Origin of the sequence: Streptomyces sp. DH10 (assembly GCF_029813805.1) — a bacterium.
Taxonomy (GTDB): domain Bacteria; phylum Actinomycetota; class Actinomycetes; order Streptomycetales; family Streptomycetaceae; genus Streptomyces; species Streptomyces coeruleofuscus.
In genome coordinates, this window is the sequence record NZ_JARVKU010000013.1 from 172,525 (window position 1) to 193,272 (window position 20,748).

General features: G+C 70.2%; 18 protein-coding genes and 1 pseudogene. 13 read left to right on the top strand and 6 right to left on the bottom strand.

Translation table 11 applies throughout. The annotated features are described in order from the left end of the window. Positions 1–20 precede the first annotated feature (20 nt). The gene (locus QC385_RS26125) at positions 21–695 is read left to right on the top strand and encodes a trimeric intracellular cation channel family protein (RefSeq protein ID WP_279543797.1); all 675 of its coding nucleotides are present in this window, start codon (positions 21–23) and stop codon (positions 693–695) included. On the opposite strand, the gene QC385_RS26130 is transcribed toward QC385_RS26125, so the two are convergent. Beyond that, the gene (locus tag QC385_RS26130) at positions 586–1,821 is read right to left on the bottom strand and encodes an alpha/beta hydrolase (protein ID WP_279543798.1); all 1,236 of its coding nucleotides are present in this window, start codon (positions 1,819–1,821) and stop codon (positions 586–588) included. The genes QC385_RS26125 and QC385_RS26130 overlap by 110 nt on opposite strands. 135 nt (positions 1,822–1,956) lie before the next feature. On the opposite strand from QC385_RS26130, the gene QC385_RS26135 reads away from it, so the two are divergent. Continuing rightward, positions 1,957–2,817, top strand: coding sequence for a thioesterase family protein (locus QC385_RS26135; protein WP_279543799.1), 861 nt, complete (start codon positions 1,957–1,959; stop codon positions 2,815–2,817). Here QC385_RS26135 and QC385_RS26140 read toward each other — a convergent pair. Beyond that, positions 2,804–3,388 (bottom strand): TIGR03086 family metal-binding protein, encoded by a 585-nt coding sequence (locus QC385_RS26140; protein ID WP_279543800.1) that lies wholly within the window; start codon positions 3,386–3,388, stop codon positions 2,804–2,806. The two genes, QC385_RS26135 and QC385_RS26140, sit on opposite strands and share 14 nt — an antisense overlap. Before the next feature lie 101 nt (positions 3,389–3,489). Between QC385_RS26140 and QC385_RS26145 the strand changes: the two are divergent. Continuing rightward, positions 3,490–4,443 (top strand): annotated as a pseudogene (locus QC385_RS26145) (helix-turn-helix transcriptional regulator); the annotation flags it as partial. Between the two features lie 49 nt (positions 4,444–4,492). Here QC385_RS26145 and QC385_RS44115 read toward each other — a convergent pair. After that, positions 4,493–5,131: a TetR family transcriptional regulator gene (locus QC385_RS44115; protein WP_336621331.1), complete on the bottom strand. Its 639-nt coding sequence runs from the start codon at positions 5,129–5,131 to the stop codon at positions 4,493–4,495. Between the two features lie 116 nt (positions 5,132–5,247). On the opposite strand from QC385_RS44115, the gene QC385_RS26155 reads away from it, so the two are divergent. The 3 genes from QC385_RS26155 to QC385_RS26165 all read left to right on the top strand — a co-directional run bounded on the left by QC385_RS26155 (position 5,248) and on the right by QC385_RS26165 (position 7,056). Further along, a complete protein-coding gene (locus tag QC385_RS26155; protein WP_150483164.1) occupies positions 5,248–5,415 on the top strand; it encodes a hypothetical protein in 168 nt (55 codons plus the stop codon). A 53-nt stretch (positions 5,416–5,468) separates the two neighbouring features. Continuing rightward, positions 5,469–5,735, top strand: a complete 267-nt coding sequence (locus QC385_RS26160) for a DUF4190 domain-containing protein (protein ID WP_086848976.1) — start codon at positions 5,469–5,471, stop codon at positions 5,733–5,735. 151 nt (positions 5,736–5,886) lie between these two features. Continuing rightward, positions 5,887–7,056 carry a cysteine desulfurase family protein gene (locus QC385_RS26165; protein WP_279543802.1) on the top strand — a complete coding sequence of 390 codons (1,170 nt, stop codon included), beginning with the start codon at positions 5,887–5,889 and terminating at the stop codon, positions 7,054–7,056. A gap of 28 nt (positions 7,057–7,084) precedes the next feature. Here the strand turns inward: QC385_RS26165 and QC385_RS26170 are convergent, their stop codons facing one another. Further along, complete coding sequence (locus tag QC385_RS26170) at positions 7,085–7,750, bottom strand: N-acetylmuramoyl-L-alanine amidase (protein WP_279543803.1); 666 nt, start codon at positions 7,748–7,750, stop codon at positions 7,085–7,087. Between the two features lie 60 nt (positions 7,751–7,810). Here QC385_RS26170 and mnmA point away from each other — a divergent pair, with 60 nt between their 5' ends. From mnmA to QC385_RS26195, 5 genes are all read left to right on the top strand, one after another. Continuing rightward, positions 7,811–8,941: a tRNA 2-thiouridine(34) synthase MnmA gene (gene mnmA, locus QC385_RS26175; RefSeq protein ID WP_279543804.1), complete on the top strand. Its 1,131-nt coding sequence runs from the start codon at positions 7,811–7,813 to the stop codon at positions 8,939–8,941. Positions 8,942–9,216: 275 nt separating this feature from the next. After that, positions 9,217–10,359, top strand: a complete 1,143-nt coding sequence (locus QC385_RS26180; protein WP_279543805.1) for an AAA family ATPase — start codon at positions 9,217–9,219, stop codon at positions 10,357–10,359. 22 nt (positions 10,360–10,381) lie between these two features. After that, positions 10,382–11,149 carry an RloB family protein gene (locus tag QC385_RS26185; RefSeq protein WP_279543806.1) on the top strand — a complete coding sequence of 256 codons (768 nt, stop codon included), beginning with the start codon at positions 10,382–10,384 and terminating at the stop codon, positions 11,147–11,149. Between the two features lie 118 nt (positions 11,150–11,267). After that, entirely contained in the window at positions 11,268–13,886 is a 2,619-nt protein-coding gene (locus QC385_RS26190) for a type I restriction-modification system subunit M (protein WP_279543807.1), read from the top strand. A gap of 13 nt (positions 13,887–13,899) precedes the next feature. Then, on the top strand, positions 13,900–15,099 hold the full coding sequence (locus QC385_RS26195; protein WP_279543808.1) for a hypothetical protein: 1,200 nt from the start codon (positions 13,900–13,902) through the stop codon (positions 15,097–15,099). Here the strand turns inward: QC385_RS26195 and QC385_RS26200 are convergent. Together QC385_RS26200 and QC385_RS26205 are read right to left on the bottom strand one after the other, a co-directional pair. Continuing rightward, on the bottom strand, positions 15,068–15,265 hold the full coding sequence (locus QC385_RS26200) for a DUF397 domain-containing protein (RefSeq protein ID WP_279543809.1): 198 nt from the start codon (positions 15,263–15,265) through the stop codon (positions 15,068–15,070). The genes QC385_RS26195 and QC385_RS26200 overlap by 32 nt on opposite strands. A gap of 8 nt (positions 15,266–15,273) precedes the next feature. Further along, positions 15,274–16,122 (bottom strand): helix-turn-helix domain-containing protein, encoded by an 849-nt coding sequence (locus QC385_RS26205; protein ID WP_279543810.1) that lies wholly within the window; start codon positions 16,120–16,122, stop codon positions 15,274–15,276. A gap of 386 nt (positions 16,123–16,508) precedes the next feature. On the opposite strand from QC385_RS26205, the gene QC385_RS26210 reads away from it, so the two are divergent. Next, the gene (locus tag QC385_RS26210) at positions 16,509–16,943 is read left to right on the top strand and encodes an ATP-binding protein (RefSeq protein ID WP_279543811.1); all 435 of its coding nucleotides are present in this window, start codon (positions 16,509–16,511) and stop codon (positions 16,941–16,943) included. Positions 16,944–17,044: 101 nt separating this feature from the next. Further along, positions 17,045–20,698: a type I restriction endonuclease subunit R gene (locus tag QC385_RS26215; RefSeq protein WP_279543812.1), complete on the top strand. Its 3,654-nt coding sequence runs from the start codon at positions 17,045–17,047 to the stop codon at positions 20,696–20,698. Positions 20,699–20,748 lie beyond the last annotated feature (50 nt).

Genomic DNA, 20,748 nt, shown 5'->3' on the forward strand with positions numbered 1-20,748 from the left:
CGGCAGGTAAGAATGTTCGGGTGCTCCAGCAACTGTTCAGCCCCTCCGTCCAGCACACGCTCGACCTGATCGGCATCTTCGTCTTCGCGATCTCCGGCGCCCTGCTGGCCGTGCGCAAGAACTTCGACGTGTTCGGCATCGCCGTGCTCGCCGAGGTCACCGCGCTGGGCGGCGGGCTCTTCCGTGACCTGGTCATCGGGGCCGTGCCGCCCGCCGCCTTCACGGACCTGGGGTACTTCCTCACGCCGCTGCTCGCCACGCTCCTCGTCTTCTTCCTGCACCCACAGGTGGAGCGGATCCAGGTCGCCGTGAACGTCTTCGACGCGGCCGGCCTCGGCCTGTTCTGCGTCGCCGGCACGATCAAGGCGTACGAGTACGGGCTCGGCCTGACCGCCTCCGCCGGTCTGGGGCTGACCACCGCGGTGGGCGGCGGTGTGCTGCGGGACGTCCTCGCCAACGAGGTGCCCTCGCTGCTGCGCTGGGACCGCGACCTGTACGCGGTCCCGGCGATCGTCGGCGCCGCGCTGGTCGCCCTGTGCATCCGCTACGACGTCCTGAACCCGCTCACCAGCGGCCTCGCGGTGGTCACCGCCTTCGTACTGCGCCTGCTCGCGATGCGGTTCCACTGGCGAGCTCCGCGGGCCTGGCACCGGCGGTCGACGGTGAGCGAGGAGGAGCAGCCCGTCCTGCCGTGACCCGGCCGCGGCCGGTCACCTCCGTCAGCCAGCGGAACGCCGGGACCACCTGCGGCCGCCACAGCGCCATGGTGTGACCGCCCGCGCTCCTCGGGATGTACACGACGTGCACGGTCGTCGGTGCCTTCGCTGTCTGTTCCAGGGCGAGGGCCGCCTCGTAGCCGTCGTGCGGCTGGCCGGAGAGGTAGAGCGAGACGCGCGGCGGGACGGGCGCCCCGCGCAGCAGCAGGCAGGGGTTGTTCTCGGCCCGGAGGGCGGGGTTCTGCGCGGCGAGCGAGGCGCGTTCGCCGATCGGGTCGTTGTAACCGGACAGGCTGACGGCGGCCCGGTAGCGGTCGGGGTGGGCGACGGCGAGCTTGGCCGCGCAGTGCGCCCCGGCCGAGTAGCCGGCCACCGCCCAGCCTTGCGGGGCGGACTCGGCACGGAAGTTGGCCATGACCATCATCGGCACGTCGACGCTCAGCCAGGTGTCGGCGTTGACCGTGCCCGGGATGTTGGCGCAGCCCGTGTCCACCCCGGCCAGCAGATTGGTGCGCGGCGCGACGAGGATGAACGGGGCGACCTGCCCGTCCCGCATCAGCGGCTCCAGCTGCTCGTGCGCGTGCAGCGAGCCGAACCAGGCCTTCGCCGAGCCGGGGTAGCCGGGCAGCAGCTCCACGACCGGGAACCTGTGGTGCCGGTAGGCCGGTTCGTCGTACTGCGGCGGGAGCCAGACGTAGACCTCGGCGTTCACACCCGACACCCGGCCCGTGAGCTGGGTGACGCGCACCCCGCCGGCCGCGCCCATGCCGGACCCGGTGGCCGGCCGGAACGTCTGGTGCACCTTCGGCAGCCGCTTCAGGGCGATGCCTCCGGTGCCGTCCGCGCCCAGGTCGGCCGCCTGCTGCACGTGGTCGCCGGTGCCGAGCAGGTCGGCCCAGTTGTCGTACAGGTTGTTGGCGTTGTTGACCAGCGTGAAGACCAGCGCCACAGCGGTTCCCTGGGCGAACAGCAGCATCAGCGCGCGCGTCGCGGTGCGCAGGGCGCGGGGGCCGCGCAGGCGCGACCACAGGGCCAGCGGCAGCGCCGGCGCGACGACCGACAGCGCGATCAGCGTGTAGAGGAACGGAGTCCCGGTGAGGCTCATGTCCCGTCAGAGGGCCGGACCGGCCTCCGGGTTTACGGACGAGTACGGACACTTACCGAGAAATTGCCTGCGCCTCACCCAAGACCGAGCCGACCAAAGCTACCGCTTAGTAGTTAGTTCTTGTACTGTTCAGCCATGTCAGAAGCAGCCACCGCACCGGCCGTCCGGGCCACGATCGGCGACAGCGAGTTCGACCGCGACACCGCGCTCACCCGACGCGCGCCCGGCGTCTACGACATCGACCTCTCCGCCGGCTGGACGATCATCAGCGCCGTCAACGGCGGCTATCTGCTGGCCGTCCTGGGTCGCGCGCTCGCGGACACCCTGCCGCACGCCGACCCCTTCACCATCTCGGCGCACTACCTGACCGCGTCGCAGCCCGGCCCGGCGGTCGTCCGCACGGACACCGTCCGCACCGGCCGGACCCTGTCGACCGGCCAGGCCTCCCTCTTCCAGTACGACGAGACGGGCCGCGAGGTGGAACGCATCCGCGTCCTCGCCTCCTACGGCGACCTGGACGCCCTGCCCGACGACGTCCGTACGACGGCCAGGCCGCCCGCGATCCCGCCGCTGGAGCACTGCTTCGGCCCGGAGGACGGACCCGCCCCCGTCGACGGCAGCTCGGCGATCGCCGACCGTCTGATGCTCAAGCTCGACCCGTCGACCCTGGGCTGGGCCCTCGGGCAGCCCTCCGGAAAGGGCGAGATGCGGGCCTGGTTCGGGCTCGCGGACGGCCGCGACCACGACCCGCTCTCCCTGCTGCTGGCGGTGGACGCCCTGCCGCCCACCGCCTTCGAGCTCGGGCTGAAGGGCTGGGTGCCCACCGTCGAGCTGACCGTGCACGTCCGCTGCCGCCCGGCGCCGGGCCCGCTGCGCGTGTCGATCACCACGCGCAACCTCGCCGGCGGCTTCCTCGAGGAGGACGCCGAGGTCTGGGACAGCGCCGACCGGCTGGTGGCGCAGTCCCGTCAGCTCGCCCGGGTCAGGCTCGGCTGAGCGGCTCGCGCCCCAGCCAGGCCGCCAGCCTGCCGTAGGCGTCGGCACCCTCGGGGACCGGCCGGGCCGTGGCGAACGGCGTGTTCTCGTCCCGCTGTTCGTCCGGCAGCATGCGCTGGGCGACGGTCAGCGCGAACTCGGCGAGCTGCGGGTCCAGTTCGCGCGGGTACCCCAGGGCCTCGGACAGGTCCCAGGTGTGGGTCACCGTCTCCAGGACGTAGGCCGACAGGGCGGCCCGGCCGGGCATCTCGCCGAACGGCAGGCGCATCACCGCGTCCAGCCGGTCGTCGCCCGCCCAGGCCTTGACGGCCCGGATCCGGGCCTCGTCGTACGCGGCCGTCCAGCCGTCGTCCGGCACGCCCTCGGCGAACGGCCGAACGGCGCTCGCGTCACCGCCCTCGGCGACGACGGCCACCCGGTGGGTCGCGCCGGTGAGATGGCTCAGCAGGGTGCGCACGTCGAACTCGGTACACGGGGTGGGACCGTCGAGCTGCTCCGCGCGCACGGACCGGACGAGCTCGGCGGCCTGCTCCGCGGCGCGGCCGAACAGCGGACGGGGGTCGTTGGTCATGAAACTCCTCCTGGGTGTGTGGACAGGAGGAGCATGGCCGGAAAACCTGACAGACGCCGTCAACATTTGCCCGGGCCCTCGCCCGCCGCGATGCTGATGCCGTGAAGTCCGACCGTCTGCTGTCGATCCTGCTGCTCCTCCAGACCCGCGGCCGGGTCCCCGCGCGCGAACTCGCCGAGCGGCTGGAGGTGTCGGTCCGCACCGTCTACCGCGACGTCGAGGCCCTGTCGGCCGCCGGTGTCCCCGTCTACGCCGAACGCGGCCGGCACGGCGGCATCGAACTGCTCGCCGGTTTCCGCACGGACGTCACGGGTCTGACCGCCGACGAGTCCCGCGCGCTGTTCGTCCTGGCCGCGCAGGGCGCGCACGCCGCCCTCGGCCTGGACGCGGCGTTCGGATCCGCCCTGCGCAAGGTGATGGCCGCGCTGCCGGCTCCGCACCGCCCGGCCGCCGAGACGGCCTCCCGCCGCATCCTCGTCGACGCCACCCGCTGGCGCGGCGGGCCGCAGCAGGCCGTCGACCTGGAGGTGCTGCGCGACGCGGTCTTCGCCGACCGCAGGCTGAGGCTGCGCTACCGGCACAGCGGAGAGCGCCAGGTGCGCACGTACACCGTCGACCCGTACGGCCTCGTCGCCAAGGCGGGCGTCTGGTACCTGGTCGCCGACCGGCGGGCCGAACCCCGGCTCTTCCGGGCGGACCGGGTGCGCTCCGCCCGGCTCCTCGACGATCCCGTACGGCGCCGCCCGGGCGTCGAACTCGCCGACGCCTGGGAGGGCCTGCGGCGCCAGGTCGAGGAACGGCCCGGCGGGTTGGACGTCACCGTCCGGGTGCGGCGGAACCGGCTCGACATGTTCCTGCGGCTGACGGCCTTCCTGCCGGCCGAGCTCCTCGACGACGACGGTGAGAGCGACTGGGCGACCGTGCGGCTGACGTACGGATTCCTCCCCGAGACCCGCCAACTGCTCGTGTTCGCCGACCAGGTGGAGGTCCTCTCGCCCCCTCGGGTGCGCGAGGAACTGGCCCGGGCGGCCGCTTCCGTCACGGAGCTGTACGGGGGCTCCGGTGCGGGGCTGCAAGACCCCGTCGTCCCTGCCGTGCGGTCGGTCAGTCCAGCCAGTGATGGCGGCCCAGGCCGATCAGCCGCATCTGCCGGGTCGCCATCTGCGAAACGTGCCGGGTCCGCTCCTCGCGCTCCCGCTCCGGCCCCTCCAGTGCCTCCAGGAAGAGCGACGCGGTGATCAGCATCTGGTCGACGTAGAGATGCGCGAGCATCAGCAGGTCGTCCTCGGTCCAGCCCGCGGAGACCGGGTCCTTGGCCAGTTCGTCCTTGACCTCCTGGGCGAACCGGGCCAGTTGCTCCCGTATGGCCTCCCGTACCGGCTGGACTCCGCCATGTCGCTCACGGGCGATGAACCGGACGTGTGCGGGGTACCCGTCGACGTGACGGGCGATCAGCTCGATGGTGCGCGTGATGCGTTCCTCGCTGTCACCCGTCGTGGACACCGTCGTCCGGATCATCGGGTGCAGGCTGCCCAGCGCCTCCTCGACCAGGGCCACGCCCAGGTCCGCCGTGGAGCGGAAGTGGCGGTAGAAGGCCGTCGGGGCGACACCGACGGCGCGGGTGACCTCGCGCAGCCCGAGGCTGCTCAGACTCTGCTCCTCCAGCAGCCCGAGGGCCGCGTCCAGGAGCGCCTGCCGGGTCTTCTGCTTCTGGGCCTGCCGGATGCCGAGGGTGTGACTCATACCATGCAGTTAACAACTGTTCTCTGTAATTGGAAAGTCATGAGGCGCGCTAGACTGGGAAGTCAGTGAACAAGTGTAACTACAAGCGTTCACCGAAACTCAGGGGGTTGTTTCCCGTGCTGTTCATCGTCGCCGCGCTCCTGCTGCTGGGTGCCGTGCTGGGCACCGTGGCCCACGCGCCGCTCGGCTTCTCCGTCGCGGCGGGTGCCGTCATCGCCGTCTGGCTCGGCATCTTCGCGCTCCGCGAGCGGCACGGCCGGCGGCGCCACACCCAGGCGCACTGACCGCCGTACGCGCTCGCCGACCGCAACCGACCCGACACCGGGAGTCGATCACCATGCAGCTCACCGCTCCGGCCAGGCGCCGCACCGGTATCCGCGACACCGACGGCATGGCCGTCGCGTCCTTCGTGCTGGGCCTGCTCGGCCTCCTCGTCCTGAACGTCTTCCTCGGCCCGATCGCCATAGTGCTGGCGAGCCTTGCCCTGTGGCGCGGCACCCAGCGCCGCGGCCGCGCGTTCCTGGGCCTGGGCCTCGGCGTCGCCGACCTGGTGGTCCTGGTGGCGTTCATGCAGGCGGACAGCACGATCTCGTGGAGCTTCTGAGGCGTCGTCGGACAGTCTCCGCCGACACCCCGCGGCCGGCCCGGGGGACGACGGGTCGCTGCCGCGCGGGGAAAGCGGTTCACTTCCCATCCGGCTTCGGCCAACCTTGATCTGAGGACAGCCGAGGGAGAGCCGTAGAATCGGGCTCACCATGGCTTACCTCGACCACGCCGCGACCACGCCGATGCTCCCGGAGGCGGCAGAGGCGCTCACCGCCCACCTGGGTGCCACCGGCAACGCGTCCTCCCTCCACGCATCCGGCCGGCAGGCCCGCCGCACCGTCGAGGAGGCCCGCGAGACCCTCGCCGAAGCCCTCGGCGCCCGCCCCAGCGAGGTCGTCTTCACCTCGGGCGGCACGGAGGCCGACAACCTCGCCGTCAAGGGCCTTTACTGGTCACGCCGAGACGCCGACCCGGCCCGCACCCGTGTTCTCGCCAGTCCCGTCGAGCACCACGCCGTCCTCGACGCCGTGCACTGGCTCGGCGAACACGAGGGCGCCACCATCGAGTACCTGCCGGTCGACGCCCACGGCCGCGTCCACCCGGACGCCCTGCGCGAGGCGATCGCCCGCGACCCCGGCAACGTGGCCCTCGCCACCGTCATGTGGGCGAACAACGAGATCGGGACGATCCTGCCGATCCGTGAACTCGCCGACGTGGCCGCCGAGTTCGGTGTCCCCCTGCACTCGGACGCCGTCCAGGCCTTCGGCCAGATCCCCGTGGACTTCGCCGCCTCCGGCCTCGCCGCGATGGCGGTGTCGGGCCACAAGATCGGCGGCCCGTACGGCATCGGCGCTCTCATCCTCGGCCGCGAGCACACCCCCGTACCCGTCCTGCACGGCGGCGGCCAGGAACGCCACGTCCGCTCCGGCACCCTCGACGTGCCCGCCATCGCCTCCTTCGCGGTCGCCGGGCGGCTGGCCGCAGAGCAGCGCGAGTGGTTCGTGCGCGAGATCGGTGCTCTGCGCGACGCCCTCGTCACCGCCGTCCGCACGGCGGTGCCCGACGCCATCCTCGGCGGCGACCCGGACCCGGCGGGACGCCTCCCGGCCAACGCGCACTTCACGTTCCCCGGCTGCGAGGGCGACTCGCTGCTGCTCCTGCTCGACGCCCAGGGCATCGAGTGCTCCACGGGCTCCGCCTGCACGGCCGGTGTCGCCCAGCCCAGCCACGTCCTCCTCGCCACCGGCACCGACCCCGACCTGGCCCGCGGCACCCTCCGCTTCTCCCTCGGCCACACCTCCACGGAGGCCGACGTCGAGGCCCTGGCGAAGGCCATCGGCCCGGCAGTCGAGCGGGCGCGTGCGGCAGGGCTGACGTAGTCCCGCCGTCTCCGCCCCGCTCGACCGGTCAGGCCGGCGCCGTCCGCGCCTCGCGCACCAGCCGCATGTACCTGTCCCAGTCCCAGTGCGGCCCCGGATCCGTGTGGTCCGTGCCCGGGACCTCCACGTGGCCGATGATGTGCTCGCGGTCGACGGGTATGCCGTAGCGCGCGCATATCCGGGCCGTGAGGCGGGCCGAGGCCTCGTACATCTCGTCCGTGAAGTCCTGCGGGCGGTCCACGAAACCGGCGTGCTCGATGCCGACACTGCGCTCGTTGTAGTCGCGGTTGCCCGCGTGGTACGCCACGTCCAGCTCGCGGATCATCTGGGCGATGTGCCCGTCCTTGCGGACGATGTAGTGCGACGCCGCTCCGTGTGACGGGTTCTGGAAGGCCTTCACCGCGCTGTCGAAGCCGCCCTGGGTGACGTGGATGACGACCATGTCTATGCCGTAGTCGTCGGGCCGGTCCGCACGGCGCCAGTTCGCGTCCGACGCGGCCACCCAGCGCGCGCCCGCGTAGTCGACCTCGCCCTCCTTGCGCGGCTTCTCGACGCCGGGCACGCGCCACCACAGACGCGCCAGCTCGTCCCGGGCCAGCACGGCGGAGCCCGCCGCGGCCACCGTGCCACCGATCAGCAGCGCGCGACGGCCGACCTTCCGGTCGCCGTCCTTCGAAGCCTTCCGCTGTCCCATGTGATCGCCAACGGATACCCGGCGGCCTTGGTTCCCGCGCCCCCTTACCCTGGAAGGGTTATGACTCACACCCCGCAGCGCTCCCGTCCCCTCCGCGTCCTGGCCGCCATGTCCGGCGGAGTCGACTCCGCCGTCGCCGCCGCCCGCGCGGCCGAGGCGGGCCACGACGTGACCGGCGTCCACCTCGCGCTCTCCGCCAACCCCCAATCCTTCCGCACCGGGGCGCGGGGCTGCTGCACCATCGAGGACTCGCGCGACGCCCGCCGCGCCGCGGACGTCATCGGCATCCCGTTCTACGTGTGGGACCTCGCCGACCGCTTCCGCGAGGACGTCGTCGAGGACTTCGTCGCCGAGTACGAGGCCGGCCGCACCCCCAACCCCTGCCTGCGCTGCAACGAGAAGATCAAGTTCGCGGCGCTGCTGGACAAGGCGCTGGCGCTGGGCTTCGACGCGGTCTGCACGGGCCACTACGCGCAGGTCGTCACCCTGCCCGACGGCACCCGCGAGCTGCATCGCGCCTCCGACATGGCCAAGGACCAGTCGTACGTCCTCGGCGTCCTGGACGACAAGCAGCTCGCCCACGCGATGTTCCCGCTCGGCGACACGGTCACCACCAAGGACGAGATCCGCGCGGAGGCCGAGCGCAGGGGCCTGGCGGTGGCCAAGAAGCCCGACTCGCACGACATCTGCTTCATCGCCGACGGCGACACGCAGGGCTTCCTGGCGAACCGGCTCGGCAGGTCCGAGGGCGACATCGTCGACGAGTCCGGCAACCGGCTCGGCACGCACGAGGGCGCCTACGGCTTCACCATCGGCCAGCGCAAGGGCCTGCGCATCGGCACCCCGGCGCCCGACGGCAAGCCGCGCTACGTCCTGGACATCTCCCCGGTCACCAACACGGTCACGGTCGGCCCGGCCGACGCGCTGGACGTCAGCGCCCTGACCGCGATCAAGCCGCGCTGGTGCGGCGTCGCCCCCACCGGCCCGGGCACCTACACGGCCCAGCTCCGCGCCCACGGCGGCGAGACCGAGGTCACGGCGGAGCTGGTCGGTGACACTCTGCACGCGTCGTTCACGGAGCCCGTGCGCGGGGTCGCTCCCGGGCAGGCGATCGTGCTTTATGACGGCACCCGGGTGGTCGGCTCCGCCACCATCGCCACCACGGCTCGCCGGGAAGGTGCCACAGCCTGATCATTGAGGGCTCGCAGGAGCTGGCACGGTCCGACCACCCGGCATAGGCTGGCCGTCGCGGAAGGCCCGCACAGTGTGAGCCGGCGGCGGGACCTCCCCGCCCCTTCGGGAGGTGGACGGTGCTTCTGCGCTTTCGAGTGGCGAATCACCGCTCGATCCGGGACGAGGCCGAGCTGACACTTGTCGCTGCGGCAGGCAGTGATGACAGTTCCGACAGCATTGCGCGGGACAGCGGGATCGCCCAGGACGGTGGCGGGCACGTGCAGGTGCTACCCGTGGCCGGGATCTTCGGTGCGAACGCTTCCGGCAAGAGCAACCTGCTCAGCGCGTTCCACGCCATGCGGGAGGCGGTACGCACCTCCTTCGCGGACTGGGCCAAGTATCCCGGGGTGCCTCACCGGCAGCCCTTCAAGTTGGACGCTGCCAGCGCCGAGGAGACCACCCTCTTCGAGGTCGACCTGGTCCTTGGCGCCCGCACCCCCGTCCGCTACACGTACGGCTTCGAACTCTCTGACGACCGGGTCGAGGCCGAATGGCTGCACGCCTACCCGGGCGGCATCCGGCAGGTCTGGTTCGACAGGGAGGCGGACCGCCCGGCGGAGGACGGCGATGAGTACCTCTTCGAGAGCCCGGCCTTCACCGGCCGGCGCGACGACCTGGTCGCGCTCACCCGGCCGAACGCCCTCTTCCTCTCCACCGCGGCCACCCTCAACGACCCTCAACTGTCCGCCCTGCACCGCTGGTTCCTGAACAACCTGTGGCTGATGACCCCGGGTGAGGACATCAGGCACCGTGCCGACTGGACCAAGCGCCGCCTCACCGAACTCCACGACGACACCGGCTACCGCGAACGACTCGTCCAGCTCCTGGCCGCCGCCGACCTGGGCGTCACCGGCTTCGATCTCGATCCGGACACCGGCGCGGTCTCTCTTCGGCACCGGACGGAGGGGGCGGAAGCCGTTCCCCTCGACTTCCTCACCGAGGAAAGCTTCGGTACGCACGCGTGGTTCGCTTTCCTCGGCCCGATGCTCGCGGTCCTCGACAACGGGACGACGCTGCTGGTCGACGAGCTCGACTCCAGTCTCCACCCCACGCTGGCCGCCGAGGTCGTCCGCCTCTTCCAGGACCGTAAGGCCAACGCCAAGGGTGCCCAGCTGATCTTCACCACCCACGACGCCACGCTGCTCGGCAACGCCGTGCTGGACCGTCCGCTCAGCCGCGACCAGGTATGGCTCACCGCGAAGACGAAGTCCGGCGCGACCGAGCTGTATCCGCTGGTCGCCGCCCACCCGGAGGCGGGCGAGGACCTGGAGCGGGGCTATCTGCGTGGCCGGTACGGAGGGGTGCCCCGGGTGACCCCGGGCGAGATCGCCCGCGAGGTGTCCTGGCTGGAGGAGAAGGCGGCAGCGACGGCGTGAGCGAGCGGGGTGGGCACGGAGCATGAGCAGCAGGCGCAGGTCGAAGAAGGACGCGGCGAGCACGGTGATGCCGCCGCAGGCGCCTCCTTCGCAGTACTCGCGTCGCGAGCGGGTGCTGTACGTGGGATGCGAAGGCGAGGTGACCGAGTACGACTACCTGCGATACCTCAACAAGGAGTACGGGAGTGGGGACAGCAAGACCGGCCGACCACCCTTCACCATCAAGCCGGTCCGCAAGGCCGACGGCCTGATCCCGTCCCGAGCCGTCAAGGCGGTCGTCGACGCGGCCCAGGGGGAGGACGAGACCTGGGTGCTCTTCGACCGGGACAGCCACCACGACATCCCCGAGGCCTTCGAGGCCGCAGCGGCCTCGGACACCGAGGTCTGCTTCTCCCACCCCTCCTTCGAACTGTGGTTGCTGCTCCACTTCCAGCCGTTCGGCGGCGCCCAGGGCGCGGCGAAGAACACGTACGTCCTGGAGAAGCTGCGCAAGGCCGACGCCGCGTACAAGCGGTTCGACAAGCCGGACAAGAGTCTGGGTGATGCCCGTACCAAGGCGCTGAAGGACAAGGAGGCAACGGCGGTGCAGCACGCGCGAGCCCTGGTCGGTCAGTGTGAGCACGGTTCGTGCAAGCCCGCCAACGCCACGTTCGAGGCTCCGAAGTACGGTCGCTCGGCGAAGGAGCGGGCCGCCCGCTCGGGGCACGCCAAGAACTGCGAGGTCCTCAGCCGCGACCCGTCCACGGACGTGTGGCGACTCCTGGTCAGTCTGGGCATCGTCGAGGTCTGATCGGCGGCCGCGCCGCTCGGTGTACAGCGGCGAATGTCCGGTTCCGCACGGGTTACCTCCTGCACCGGCGGGCCGTCTAATCTTCCGTAGCACCTCCAATTCCGTACGAAGGATCCGCGTGGCCAGAATCACCCTGCCCGAGCTCGAACGCCATCTCTTCTCGGCCGCCGACATCCTGCGCGGCCGGATGGACGCCTCCGAGTACCGCGATTTCATCTTCGGGATGCTCTTCCTGAAGCGGGCCTCGGACGAGTTCGAGCCGGAGTGGAAGCGGGTGTACGAGGAGCGGCGCGCGCAGACCGGCGGCGACCAGGCGAAGGCATTGGCCAAGGCGAACAACCCGGCCGCCTACCCCCGCGTCTTCTACGTGCCGCCGCGGGCCCGCTGGTGGCGTGGACCGCATCACGACCCGGAGAAGCCGCAGAGCCCCGCGCCCGGCATCATGGCCTTGACCGAGAAGGTCGGCCAGGGCCTCGATGAGGCCTTGGTGGCGCTGCAGGAGGGCAACGACCTGCTCGCGGGCATCGCCTCGCACATCAGCTTCAACGAGGTGGTCGGTACCAAGCCGCGCTTCACCGATCCCGAACTCCGTTCCCTGATCCGGCACTTCAGCCTCTACCGACTGCGCAACGAGGACTTCGAGTTCCCCGACATGCTGGGCGCGGCGTACGAGTATCTGCTCGGCCGGTTCGCGGACTCGGCCGGCCAGCGCGGCGGCGAGTTCTACACGCCGCGTTCGGTGGTACGGATGATGGTGCGCCTGGTCGACCCGCAGCCTGGTGAGTCGGTCTACGACCCGTGCGCGGGCTCCGGCGGCATGCTGATCGCGGCCCGCGAGCACGTCGAGGAACACGGCGGCAACCCGGAGGAACTGTCGGTCAACGGGCAGGACAAGAACGGCCCGTCCTGGTCCATGGCCAGCATGAACATGGTCCTGCACGGCATCCACACCTTCGACCTCCAGCATGGTGACACCCTCGCCGAGCCGCTCCACCTCGACGAGAACGGGCGGCTGCGCAAGTTCTCGGCGATCTTGTCGAACCCTCCGTTCTCGCTTCCGTACGACGAGGACGCCGTCGCCAAGGCCGACGAGGACCACGGCGAGCGAATGCGCTGGGGCTGGACGCCTGGGAGCGGCAAGAAGGCCGACCTGATGTTCGTCCAGCACATGGTGTCGGTTCTGGAGGAGGACGGGGGACGAGCGGCCGTCGTCATGCCGTACGGGGTGCTCTTCCGGGGTGGCAAGGAACGCGAGATCCGCATCGGGATGCTGGAGGACGACTGCGTCGAGGCCGTTATCGGCCTCGGCCCGAACCTGTTCTACGGCGCGGGCGTCCCGGCCTGCATCCTGATCCTGCGGCCCCGGCACGGGAAGACCGACCCGAAGCGCCTGAAGAAGGTCCTCTTCATCAACGCCGACCGGGACTTCACGCCCGGCCGCAACCAGAACGAACTCGGCCCCGAACACGTCGAGAAGATCGTGACGGTCTTCCGCGAATGGCGCCTCATCGACGGCTACTCGCGCGAGGTCCATCGCGACACGCTCCTCGCGCCCGACGCCAAGGGCATCCCCGAGGCAAACTTCAACATCCGCCGGTGGGTGGACAACTCACCGCCCGCGGAGCCGCAGGACGTACGAGCGCATCTGTACGGGGGTGTGCCCGTCGCCGAGGTCGCGGCCAAGGAGAAGCTGTTCAAGGCGTACGGAGTCGACGCCGGTTCGCTGTTCGCGCGCCGGGACGGTGCCGCGGATACGGATACGGGCTCGGGTGACTACTACGACTTCCTGCCGGAGGGCGCGGAGGCGACGGCCGCACGTATTCCGCGACTGACCTACGCGCGGGAGTCGGAGCTGCGCGAGACGTACGATGAGTGGTGGTCGAAGAGCTCCGGTCTCTTCGCGCAGCTCGCGGCGGACCGGAAGCTGATGGACCTGCGCAGCCGCCTTCTCGACGGGTTCACGGCCGCGGTCGGCGGAGCCGGGGTCCTCGACGACTTCACGACCGCCGGCATCATCGCCGCGTGGTGGACGGAGAACCGCTACGACATGAAGGCCCTCGCGGCGGGCGGCTTCGAGCGGGTCCTGGAAGGCTGGGTCGACTCCGTCGAGGCGATCGTCGACCCGGCGGTCCCGGGTGGCGCGGAGGACGCGAAGCGCTCGTCGGTCTCTCCGGCCGAGCGCCGCAGGGCCCTTGACCAGCCGGTGGTACGGGAGTTGATCCCGGAATTCCTGGAGCTGGTCAAGGCGGCGGACGTGGCGGTCGCGGAGGCGGAGGCCGCGGCGAAGACAGCGGCTGAGGCGAGGTCGGCGGTGGCGGATGCGGGTACGGACACGGACGACGAGTCCGACTCCGCGTCCGGTGAACCGGGGGAGCCGGTTGGGCCGGAGCAACTCGCAGTTCTAGACAAGGCGTTGACGGCGGCCAAGAAGGCCCTGACGGCGGCGCGCAAGAAGCGCAAGGCGTTGGATGACCGTTTCCTGCCGGAGCTCGAGAAGGCGGCCGAGCGGAAGCTGTCCGAACAGGGCGGTCCAGAGGAGGTTGTCCTCGCTGTCCTGCGACGCGACCTGTCCGACCGCCTGAACGCGGCGTTGGCGGCGGGCCGCCGCGAGATCGTTGCTTCCTTCCGACGCTGGGCCGAGAAGTACGAGGTGTCGCTGACGGACCTGGAGGACGCCAGCGGCGACGCGGCGAAGGGGCTTGCGGAGTGGTTGGGGGCGCTGGGTTATGGACGTTGATTTTCGATCCACGGTGGCACTCAAGGATGTGCTGCGAAAGGTCGAGACCGGATGGAGTCCGGTCTGCGACTCGGCGCGACCGGCCATGGACGAGTGGGGTGTTCTGAAGCTCAGCGCGGTCACTTCGGGGAAGTTTGTTGCCTCGGAGGCGAAGCGACTTCCCAGCGAGGTCCTGCCGAGGATCGCCTTTGAAGTACGGCCCGGCGATGTCCTCATGTCCCGGGCCAACGGGGTCAAGGCGCTCGTGGGTGTCGCCTGCACGGTGAATCGCGTGCGCCCGAGGCTGCTTTTGCCGGACTTGGTGTTCCGGCTGGTTGCTGATCCTGACGTGCTGGACCCCGGGTTCTTGGGAGTCGTGCTGACCTCAGCTGCTGTGCGGCGGCAGATTGAGGCGGCCATGCGCGGGACCAGCGGCCAGTACAAGGTGTCGCAGGCCGACGTACGAGCCCTGGAGATTCCGCGGCTGCCGCTGCCCGAACAACGCGACGTTGTCGCCGCGAACGAGGCGTTCGAGCGGCGGATTGGGGCGTTGGAGCGGGAGCTGGGCAAGCTCAGGACCGTCGAGAATGCCGTTGTGGCTGGGGCGATGACCGAGTCTGGAGGCCGTATTGAGCTTGGTCGATGGCTGAGTTCCATCGAGGCGGGCAAGAGTCCCATGGCTGAGGACACGCCTGCGGGCGACGGCGAGTGGGGCGTCTTGAAGGTGAGCGCCGTGCAACCGGGATGGTTCAAGGCTATTGAGAACAAGGTCGTCCGCGAGGCGGAGTTCATCAACGCGCGGTACCGGGTTCGTGCCGGAGACCTTCTCATGACGCGTGCCAACACTGAGGAACTCGTCGGACTTGCCTGTGTGGTTCGGGAACGTGCCGAACGTCTGATGTTGAGTGACAAGACGTTGCGACTCGTGCCCGACACGGGCGTGGCCGAAGCGGAGTTCATCGAACTCGCGCTGCTCAGCCCCTCGGTACGCAGTCAGGTGCGGTCGCGAGCCACCGGTACGAGTGCCAGCATGAAGAACATTGGCCAGAGCGCGGTGCGTCAGCTAATGGTCCCGGACGTTCCGAAGGACGTGCAGCGGAAGGTGGTCGCTGCGGTTTCTGCCAGCCGGAAGCGCAGTCAGGGTATTCAGCGGCAGATTGCCAAGCTCAGGCAGGTTCAGCGGGGCGTGATCGAAGACCTCCTCAGCGGCCGGTCCCGAGTGAACCGGACCTGAGGCTCTCGATCAGCGCACCGAATGACGCCGAGCCCGTGACGAACACGGTCGCCGGGCGTTTGCTGTCCCGCACGGCGATTCCGTCCCGTGACGTGGCGATCTCGACGCACGCGTTTCCGGCCGCCTCGGAGTAGGAGGACTTGGTCCATCTCAGTTCGGGCAGCACGGCACCTTCTAGAGTTCTCCAACGATTTCGAGGATCCGGGCCCTCGACTCCTCCGGATTCAACGCCACCTGTTCGACGAAGTCCAGCCGTCGCCGGAAGTTGGCCAGTTGGGTGGGGCTGTCGAAGAACACCGCGCCGGTGGGGGAGTCCACCTCGACGGTGTCGAGGTGAGAGTCGGAGGCCGACACGTACATCATGGTGTCCCCGGCCATCGGAAACCCTTCTGTGGCCAGCGGGATGACGAGCAGAGTTACGTTGGGGCGTTCACTTTCGGCCAACAGCCAGTTGAGCTGGGCTTTGGCTGTCTGGCGTCCGCCGATCTGGAACCGGAGCGCGGCTTCATGGATCAGTCCCGTGTAGGGGACGGCCCTCTCCTCGACCACTCGGTGGCGTGACAGGCGGTGTGCTACGCGCAGTTCCACCTCCAGGCGTGGCAGTGCGGGAACGTACAAGTCGAACAGCGCACGCGCGTGCTCCTCGGTTTGAAACACGCCAGGGATGTGCGCCATCTGGAGTGTGCGCAGGCTGGAGGCATAGTGCTCCAGTTCGGACACGTCGAGAAAGTCCGGCGGGATCTTGCCGCGGTACTCGTCCCACCAGCCACGTGTCCGCCCGCCGGTCATAGCGGCGAGGGCGTCGACGAGGCTGGCGTTGTCGCATTCGTAAATGCTGGCCAGGCGTCGGAGCCGAGGCTCGCTGATGCCGAATCGCCCTGCCTCCACGTTGGAGATGGTGGTCCGGTCTGTGCCAAGCAGTTCGGCCGCCCGCGGGGCGGACATCCCGGCGGCTTCGCGCAGCCGGCGCAGTTCCGCACCGAACCGGCGCTGCCGGACGGACGGCGTCGGTCGTGGTGCCATCTAGCCTCCCTGAGTTCGCGGCCAGTGTGCCGACGGAGATCCAGCCCGTCTACGAGTTTCGGTGATTCAACCCGTTGGGGTGGTAGTGGTCTCACCCGTTGTACTTTCGGCGCCACTCTTGGTGAACTGTCGTCAGCTGAACCGCCGCCCGGCGGAAGCGCACCGGCCCCCTGCCCTCCGGAAGGCAGGGTCCCGGCACTGCCACCGCCGTCCGGCAGTTCGCAAACAGGCGCCCCAAAGAACCCGTTCCGCACCACGGAGGTAAACCCTCGTGAGCAGCAACGAACAGAGCACTGAACCGAGCAACGAATCGGCCCACCCCGTCAGTCAGTTACGGCGTCAGCTACGGCGACCACCCCGCCCCGATCCCGTTCACCGCCCCCTGGGTGTACGAGATCCACCTCCCCTGTGACCCACGCGGTCCCCGGATCGTCCGGGGCACCCTCCGTGCCGTACTCCACGCGCACGGGATCGGTGAACTCGCAGACCGAGTAGAGCTGTTGACCTGCGAGCTCGCCACCAACTCGGTGCGGCACACCAAGGGTCCGGTCATCGTCCGGATGCACTGGCTGTGCCCCGCGCTGCGCGTGAGCGTGTGGGACGCGAGTCCGGATCTGCCTCCGTTCGCGCCGGGCGCGGCGATGCCTGATCCCACAGCCCTCTGCGGCCGCGGGCTGCCGATCATCGAGAGTCTCGCCGACCGGTGGGGCGGCTGTGGGTCCGTCGACGGGCCGAACGGCGGACCGGGCGGCAAGACCATCTGGTTCGAGCTCGCCCTCGGGGATGATTTCCGGCCACCCTCCCCGGTGCTTGCCGCCTGATCCGCGCGCACCCCGCGCCACGCTCTCCGGCCGCCGATAGAGTTTCGATCACCTGTCCTGTACCGGAGGGCGGGGATCGAGGCCGGCCGGGGAGGACAGGCGTGGCGGAGCAGCCGGAGTACGTCAGGACCGAGCGGCCGCTGATCGAGCAGCTGACGGCGATGGGCTGGACCCATCTCCGGGGCGGCCCGACCGCCGGACCCGCCACCGCGCCGCGCGCCTCGGACCGTAAGAGCTTCGAGACCGTCGTGTACGCGGACCGGTTCAAGGCCGCCGTGGCCAGGATCAACCCGAGGCCGTCGGACGGGAAACCCTGGCTGAGCGACGCACAGCTCGACCACCTCCTCGCCCTGGTCCAGGGCACCGCGCCGGGGCAGGGCCCGAAGGAACGCGGCGTCGCCGGAAACCTGGAGGTGACCGACCTCCTCCGCAAGGGCCGCAACGCCCGCACCCTGCCGGGCTGGACGAAGGGCGATCCCGAACACGTACGACTCGTCGACTGGGACGGCGAGTTCGGGAAGCACCCGGACACTCCCGGCGGCGGCAATGATCTGCTCGTCGTCTCCCAGTTCCGGGTCGAACGGAAGGACGCCGCCCCCGTCACGCCCGACCTCGTGCTGTTCGTGAACGGGCTGCCGTGGGTGGTGATCGAGTGCAAGGCGCCCGTGGTGTCCGGCCCTCAGGGAGACGTGCGGGCCGCCCTGGACGACGCCGTCGACCAGGTTCTCCGGTGCGCGGGCGTCAACTCCCCGACCGCCGTACCCGAGTTCGTCCGCTTCGCGCAGGTCCTGGTCGGCACCGACCGCGACCACGCCGAGACCGGCACGGTCACCGCCGAACCCCGGCACTTCGCCCCCTGGCGCACGGTCGCGCCCGTGAGCGAGGACCGCGTACGCGAGGAGGTGCGCAAGCCCTCGTCGGCAGCCCTCACCGACCAGGAGATCCTCGTCGCCGGGATGCTGCGCCCTTCCCATCTTCTCGACCTGGTACGGGACTTCACCACCCGGCTCGGCAGCGGTCACCGTACGGTCAAACTGGTCGGCCGCCACCAGCAGTTCAAGGCGGTGAAGGCGCTCACGCGGAAGCTGGAGGAGCGGGACCGGAAGGCGGCGGCCGGCGTGGCCGTCAGCCACCGGGGCGGTATCGTCTGGCACACCCAGGGCTCCGGCAAGAGCCTGACCATGGCGTTTTTGGTCCGGCACCTGCGCAGCCGTCCCGCTTTAAAGTCGCACAAGGTGGTCGTGGTCACCGACCGCATCGACCTGGAGAAGCAGATCCGGGCAAGCCTCGCCGCCACCGAGGAGAAGGTGCATCGTGCGCCGAGCGTCAAGCGGGCCAGAAAGTACCTGGAGGTGGACGTCGGGGACGTAGTCCTCGTCACCCTGCAGAAGGCGCAGCGCGACGACACCGCCTACGACGGCCGCGAGGAGTCACTGCCCGACGCCGCCCCCGCCGCCGACGACGACGCTGCCGAGGACGAGGGGTACGTGCAGAACCGGGTGGCCAATCCGCACCACCACGTCGTCGTCCTGATCGACGAGGCCCACCGGGGCCAGGACAAGTGGCAGCACGCCCGCTGGCGGGCCATGCTCCCGCGCGCCGCCTTCATCGGCTTCACCGGCACTCCGGTGATCGACCGCAACCGCAGACGCAGCGAGGAGATCTTCGGCCAGTACGCCGACACGTACACCCTGCGCGACGCCGAACTCGACCGGTCCGTCATGCCCGTTCGCTACGAGGCGTACGCCGTACCGCTCGACGTCATCGAACAGGCCGCCCTCGACGCCCGGTTCGACGAGAAGGTGCCGTCCGATCCGGAGCTCCGGGCCAAGGTGCTGCGCAAGTTCGGCCGACGCAAGGAGATCCTTGAAGCCCCTTCGGTGATCGAGGCCAAGGCCGAGCACATGCTCGGCCACTGGGCCCGCACCGCGTTGCCCGACCGCTTCGGAGCGCAGATCGCCACCGTCTCCAGGCTCGCCGCCGTCCGCTACCACACCGCGCTGCTCGCCGCCCGCGACCGGCTCGTCGCCCGCCTCGACGCGCTCGACCCGGCCTTGATCGCCGACCCCATGGCCGCGCTCGAAGCCGACGACGAGGAGCGGGCGCTCCTCATGCTCCTGCCGGATCGCGAGGTACTGCGAACGCTCGACGCGGCCGTGGTCATCTCCCCGGCCAGGCAGGGCGGCAGCGACCCGGAGGCATGGCGGCCGTGGATCACCAAGAGCCACCAGGACGCGCACATCGAACGCTTCAAGAAGGGGCTGCCTCCGCGCGACATCACCGCCGACCCGGCATGGAACGTCAGGACGCACGGGCTGCAGCCGTCCGGCGTCGGCACCCCGGCGAGCGGCGGCCAGGTGTGGAACGTCGATCTCGACCTGCCCGCGGACAGCGGATCGCCCGCACCGCCGGACACGGAGGGCAGCGCGCAGCCGGAGACCATGGCTTTCCTGGTGGTCCAGTCGATGCTGCTCACCGGCTTCGACGCGCCCGTCGAGCAGGTCCTCTACCTGGACTGCAAGCTGTCCGGCGCGGGACTGCTGCAGGCCGTGGCCCGCACCAACCGGCCCTACCCGGCCAAGAAGTGGGGCCAGGTCGTCGACTACGTCGGCATCGGCCCCGAACTGGCCCGCTCGCTCGCGTCCTACGACCAGGAGCACCTGCGGCACGTCCTCGGCTACCGAAACGTATCCGTGGACCACCTCCAGCCGGACTACGAGGGACCGCAGCCGGACGGCCGCAGCCCGGACCGGGACGGACTGCTGTTGCGGTCCGACGCCGCCGCCAAGGCCCTCCTGGAAGACCTCGGGGCGAAGGTCACCCGCTTCCTGGCCGGGCAGAACGTCACCGACCCCGGCGACGAGTCCCAGTGGGAGGAGTTTCTCGGCGAACGCCTCGACGACCCGCTGCGGCGCGGCGAGTTCGACGAACGCGTCCGTGACTTCCTGACGGCGCTCAACGCGGTCCTGCCGGATCCGGAGGCACTGAAGTACCGTTCCCTGGCAGGACAGTTGGGCACGCTGCAGTACATGGCCAGACGCCGCTACCTCGACGGCCGTGAACAGTTCAGCCCGCGCCGCTACGGGGCCAAGGTGCGCCGGCTGATCTCGCAGCACATCGAGACCACTGGTATCCGGCAGCGGATCCCGCCCGTCGAACTCACCGACCCGGAGTTCATGGAACGGGTCGACGCGAATGCCGACCCCCGGGCGCGCTGCTCGTACATGACGGGCTCGCTGAAGCTGCGCATCAGCGCGAAGATCGGCGGCGACCGGGCGGGCTACCAGCGGTTCAGCGTCCGGCTCGAAGAGATCGTCGCGCGGATGCGGGACGACTTCGAGCAGGCTGCCGCCGACCTGAAGCGTCTGGTCGGGGATGTGGCCGCGGCGGAGCAGGAGCCGGAGAGCGACGACGGTCTCGACTCCCGGACTGAACGGCTGGTCCTCGGACTGCTCCAGCAGCACGCCGAAGAAGCCGGGCGGGAACCTTGGCCGCCGGGCACCGATCTGATCCGGGCGGCCCGAGGCCTGACCATGGAGATGTCGGTGCTCGTCCGGCGTCCGCAGATACACACACAGGTCGCCGCCCGCAACCGCATGCGCAGCGAACTCTGCGAGCACCTGGAGATCTGGCTCGCCATGGACTGGGACGACATCGGCGACCTTGCGAGCCATCTGACGGAGCTGGCCGTGGAGAGGTATGAGTACTTCCTCGGATACCAGCCGCGCGACGAGGCGGACGGCGGGGACACCTGAATCGGTGACCGCTGGTGCCTGCCAGGCAGGGTGATGTCGTTGCCGGATGG

Bases quoted from the DNA above. Each gene is read 5' to 3' on its own strand.
- QC385_RS26130 (WP_279543798.1), bottom strand. From the start codon at position 1,821: ATGAGCCTCACCGGGACTCCGTTCCTCTACACGCTGATCGCGCTGTCG.
- QC385_RS26135 (WP_279543799.1), top strand. From the start codon at position 1,957: ATGTCAGAAGCAGCCACCGCACCGGCCGTCCGGGCCACGATCGGCGAC.
- QC385_RS26140 (WP_279543800.1), bottom strand. From the start codon at position 3,388: ATGACCAACGACCCCCGTCCGCTGTTCGGCCGCGCCGCGGAGCAGGCC.
- QC385_RS44115 (WP_336621331.1), bottom strand. From the start codon at position 5,131: ATGAGTCACACCCTCGGCATCCGGCAGGCCCAGAAGCAGAAGACCCGG.
- QC385_RS26160 (WP_086848976.1), top strand. From the start codon at position 5,469: ATGCAGCTCACCGCTCCGGCCAGGCGCCGCACCGGTATCCGCGACACC.
- QC385_RS26165 (WP_279543802.1), top strand. From the start codon at position 5,887: ATGGCTTACCTCGACCACGCCGCGACCACGCCGATGCTCCCGGAGGCG.
- QC385_RS26170 (WP_279543803.1), bottom strand. From the start codon at position 7,750: ATGGGACAGCGGAAGGCTTCGAAGGACGGCGACCGGAAGGTCGGCCGT.
- mnmA (WP_279543804.1), top strand. From the start codon at position 7,811: ATGACTCACACCCCGCAGCGCTCCCGTCCCCTCCGCGTCCTGGCCGCC.
- QC385_RS26185 (WP_279543806.1), top strand. From the start codon at position 10,382: ATGAGCAGCAGGCGCAGGTCGAAGAAGGACGCGGCGAGCACGGTGATG.
- QC385_RS26205 (WP_279543810.1), bottom strand. From the start codon at position 16,122: ATGGCACCACGACCGACGCCGTCCGTCCGGCAGCGCCGGTTCGGTGCG.